Below are 4,132 nucleotides of genomic sequence, written 5' to 3' on the forward strand. Positions count from 1 at the left end.
ACGGTTCGAGAGAGCCACTCATTGAAACGCCGGGCCTCACACACCGTTTATCGGACAGACCCGGAATTCTGAAGCCTCTTCGGGCCCGAACTCGCGGGTGTAGGGCGATGTCGAGCCTATCTGGGGTTGTGAGTTCGCGAACTCGCGTGTTCGTTCGCGGTGAGGTCGGGGTGGCCGAGGGTGCGGGCGTAGCGGGCGGCGGAGTCGACGGTGAGCCCGAACAGGTCGCAGATGCGGCGGATGTCGCCGCCGGTGGCCTGGATCTCTTGCAGGATGCGGTCCTCGCGCAGCGCCTGGGGTCGCAGCCTGGTCTTGCGCCAGGGGAACTGGCGACCGACGGGCAGCAGCCGGGGTGCGCTGCGTTGGCTGATGAACAGGTGCGGGTTGATCGTGTTCGGCCAGGTGCGGCCGCGATAGTCCAGCCAGGCGGTCAGGCGCACCCGGACCGGGGCGGCGAGCGGGATGCTGCGCCCGGCGAGGGTGAGGTGGGCATCGACGATGTCGGTGAGCAGCAGTTCGGCGATCTGTTTGCCGGTCAGGGCGTGGAAGGCGACCAGGGCGACGGCCAGAGCGACAGCCGGGTCGGGCGAGTTCAGCGCGTCACGGATCGCGTCGGTGTCCAGCGGCAGCGGCACCGAAGCACCGACCGGGGTGATCTTCATGCCGCGGGTGGGGTTGATGAAGATGAGCTTGCGGGCCTTGAGGGTGGCGAACAGGGAACGGAGCCCGAGCTCGGCCCAGTGACGGTGGAGCCTGGTTCGGGCAGCGCGGCGCGCACGTCGTCGGGGGTGATCTCGGCCAGCGAGTCATGTCCTGCCGCGGCCCAGGTGTGCAGGATCGGGGCGATGCCCATGACGTGGATCCGCACCGTCAGCGGGTCGCGGGAGCGTTGCCGCGGCGCGGTGTCGGACCCGGCGAGCATGACCTGAAGCCACACCTCGAGCTGGGCTCTCATGGTCGGCGGCAGCAGGTGGGTCTTGCCGGCGAAGTAGTTCTCGATCCGGGTGGGCCGGTCGTCGATGAGCAGTCCCGCGGCGGCCAGGACGTCGAGGGTGGAGACGATGTTGCCGTCATAGCGGGGCAGCTGCGCCACGTCGGTGGCTCGGATCATCGCGCCCGGAGTGTCCTGCAGGACCTGCAGCAGCCGCAGGGAACGGACCACGTCGTTGCGTTGCCGCTTGCTCCACCCGAACCTCTCGGCGTGCTCGGCGACGACGCCCTTGCAGTAGGTCAGCAGCTCGCTGTCGGCCTTCAACGCACGGGCCTGGACCAGCACGGGGTCGGGTTCGAGGCCGAACAGCGTGAGCTGCCGCCACCGCGAGGGGGCGAAGTTCCTCTTCGGCGGGCCACCCACGCCGCGGTGCTCGGGCTCCAGACGCCGGGTGCGGCGACGCTGGAAGTGCATGTTCGCGAAGAACAGCTGCTGGCCGTGCTCGTTCGCGACGGCGAGGGTGAGGGCGCGGCCGGGTTCCTGCAGCATCCTGGACTGCTCCAGGCACAATCGACACGCTTGCTGCTCACCGATCCGGGTTTCTCGGCGGCAGTAGTCGCACTCGCCCATCGGGTAGTGCTGCGACCACCAACGGCACGACCAGCACTGCCAGTTGTGGCGCCGATACACGCCCCAGGACAGGCAGTCGCGGCAGGCGCTCAGATACTGGGGCCCGCCGGGATGGCAGGTGGCGCACCTGCCCTGGCTGAAGTAGTCGAGCGAGCCGCAGCCGGTGCACGGCGGTGGGGTGAACGGCCCGCCGGGCAGACATCGGTAGCAGTAGTCCACGCGGGGTTTGACCCACGCGACGCGGTTGACCTGGCAGGCGTGACACTTCGGCGGCGGACGCACCGCGGCGGACGGTCCCGCCGCCGGGGTCACAGCGGCGGTTCGGAGCGGGGCTTGCCGAACCGTGGCGTCACGGTCGGCGAGCCGGTCCCGGTCTCGGTGATCGGCTCGTCGCGGCGGCGAGCGGCGACCTTCTCCGGTTCCGGGATCAACAACGCGGTCGGGTCGCAGTCGAGCACCGCGCAGATCACGTCGAGGTCGTCGAGGCGGATCGTGGTCGGGGTCCCGGTCCACAACGCCGACATCTTCCCCGCGCTGATCTCCAGCCCGGCGTCGGCCAGCATCCGGCGCAGCTCGGTGGACTTCCAGATGCCGCGCTCGGCGGCTTTCAACCGCAGGTTCCATCGCATCGGCTCACACCCTCCCCTCGAATCGGTTCTCCAGGCTGTCAAGGGACAGTGGGACTTCCCTTTGGGCGGACAGGTTGGTTCCCTGCTGGCGGACAGTTGATCTCCCTGTCCGCGGACTGTTGATCTCCCGTTGGTCAGGTCAAGGGGACCACCCCGCGTCCGCCGGTGGCCTCGGCGAGGCGTAGTGAGGTGCCCTCGGTGACGATGACGTGGGCGTGGTGCAGGAGCCGGTCAACGGCGGCGGTGGCGAGTGTCTTGGGCATGATGGTGTCGAACCCGGCGGGGTGGATGTTGCTGGTGACGGCGAGGCTGCGGCGTTCGTAGGCGGCGTCGACGAGGCGGTAGAACGCTTCGGCGGCTGCTTGTCCGGACGGGAGCATGCCGATGTCGTCGACGACGATGAGCTCGGCGCGGGTGATCTTCGCGATGGTCTTGGCGATCGATCCGTCGGCGCTGGCGCGGCTGATCGCGGTGGTGAGGGACTCCAGGGTGAACCAGGACACGCGCATTCCGGCGTCGATGACCTGGTGGGCCAGGGCTTCGACGAAGTGGGTCTTGCCGGTGCCGGACGGGCCGGTGATCGCGAGGTTCTCGGTCCGGCCGACCCATTCCAGGGTTCCCAGCGCGGACTGGGTCGGTGCGGGGATCGAGGAGTCGTGTTCGCGCCAGGACGCGAACGTCTTGCCGGTCGGCAGCCCGGCGCTCTTGCGGCGCATGGCCCGGGTGGCCTCGTCGCGGCCGCGGACCTCCTCGGTGAGCAGGACCCGTAGGACCTCGGCCGGGTCCCATCGCTGGGACTTCGCGGTGGCGAGGACGTCGGGGGCGGCGGCGCGCAGGTAGGGCAGGCGCATCCGCTTGAGGATGTCGGTCAGGTCGTCCGGCAGTGGCGGCGCCGTGACCGGGCTGGTGCTCTTGACGCGGGTCGTGGTGCTGGTCATCGGCTCGTCTCCCTGCTCGTCTGGCTGGTGGTGGTGAAGCCGGCCCAGGTGTTGGTGCCGGGCTGGGCGGAGTAGGCCTCGTCGACGGTCACGAGGTCGGCAGACGGGGCGCCGGCGGCGAGGTGGTCGACGATCGAGGCCAGGTCGGTCTCGGCGAACCGGCCCGCGGCGGCCGCGACGCCGAGGGCTTCGTCGGCCCTGGCCTGCCCGACGAGGGCGGCGAGCGCGACGGCGTCGGCCATCTTGGCCCAGATCCGGGTCGTCCCGGCCGCCGAGGCCTCGATCAGCCACGTGGTGGCGCCGTCGCCGAGGGCGAGGAAGTCGGTCTCGTCGCGGGTGCGGGCCTTCGGCCGCGGCGGGCGTGGCGCCCCGGTCGGGTCCTGCGGGTGGCCGGGGTAGTGGCCCAGGTCGATGCGCGGGTTCCCCGGCGTCGAGGTGGCGTGGCGGGCGACCTCGACCAGACCCCGGCGATCCGCTGCCCACGAAGGACGGGCGGGCAGGGCGTCGAGGTCGGCGACGATCACCAGGTCCGCCCCGGCGACGCGGACCCAGACCTCGGCGTCGACCAGGCCGGGCGGGGTCGAGTACCGCACCGACCCGAACCGGACCGTCTGATCGGTGCCGACCAGGCGTGTCTGTCCGAGCGCCATCGTGTGTGGCGCCGACGGCAGGACGTGCAACCTGGCCCGCTCGTCGGCCAGCGCGTCGGCGGGGACCCGGCCGGTCTCGCGGTGCCGGCGAGTGTTGACCTTCACGCAGAACTGGTCGCACGCCTGCTCTAGCTCGGCGAACGAGTCGTACTCGCCGCGCAGGTTGGCCTCGGTGGGCACGAGATCGGCCTTCGCGATCCGCACCGTCGACTCCGACCCGCCCTTGGACTGCGGGTCATACGGGATGCACGTGTGAACCTGCGTCCCGTAGTGCCGTCCGACCTGCACGATCTGAACCGGCCTGGGATCGCTGGAGGGCATGATCTAACCGGGAAGAGGAGATCATGCCTGCAC

The 4,132-nt window shown here is 70.4% G+C and carries 5 protein-coding genes; all 5 read right to left on the minus strand.

What is annotated here, in order from left to right; genetic code table 11:
* Window positions 1–116: 116 nt before the first annotated feature.
* The 5 genes from ACW62_RS35555 to ACW62_RS32670 all read right to left on the minus strand — a co-directional run bounded on the left by ACW62_RS35555 (window position 117) and on the right by ACW62_RS32670 (window position 4,066).
* Complete coding sequence (locus ACW62_RS35555; protein ID WP_205629755.1) at window positions 117–662, minus strand: hypothetical protein; 546 nt, start codon at window positions 660–662, stop codon at window positions 117–119.
* On the minus strand, window positions 659–1,480 hold the full coding sequence (locus ACW62_RS35560; protein ID WP_205629756.1) for a hypothetical protein: 822 nt from the start codon (window positions 1,478–1,480) through the stop codon (window positions 659–661). The genes ACW62_RS35555 and ACW62_RS35560 overlap by 4 nt, the downstream gene beginning before the upstream one ends.
* 389 nt (window positions 1,481–1,869) lie before the next feature.
* Window positions 1,870–2,190: a helix-turn-helix domain-containing protein gene (locus ACW62_RS32660; protein ID WP_053208306.1), complete on the minus strand. Its 321-nt coding sequence runs from the start codon at window positions 2,188–2,190 to the stop codon at window positions 1,870–1,872.
* Between the two features lie 134 nt (window positions 2,191–2,324).
* On the minus strand, window positions 2,325–3,128 hold the full coding sequence (gene istB, locus ACW62_RS32665; RefSeq protein ID WP_053208307.1) for an IS21-like element helper ATPase IstB: 804 nt from the start codon (window positions 3,126–3,128) through the stop codon (window positions 2,325–2,327).
* Complete coding sequence (locus ACW62_RS32670; RefSeq protein ID WP_205629757.1) at window positions 3,125–4,066, minus strand: Mu transposase domain-containing protein; 942 nt, start codon at window positions 4,064–4,066, stop codon at window positions 3,125–3,127. The genes istB and ACW62_RS32670 overlap by 4 nt, the downstream gene beginning before the upstream one ends.
* Between the last annotated feature and the right edge of the window lie 66 nt (window positions 4,067–4,132).

It is taken from the genome of Jiangella muralis (assembly GCF_001270745.1).
GTDB classification, from domain to species: domain Bacteria; phylum Actinomycetota; class Actinomycetes; order Jiangellales; family Jiangellaceae; genus Jiangella; species Jiangella muralis.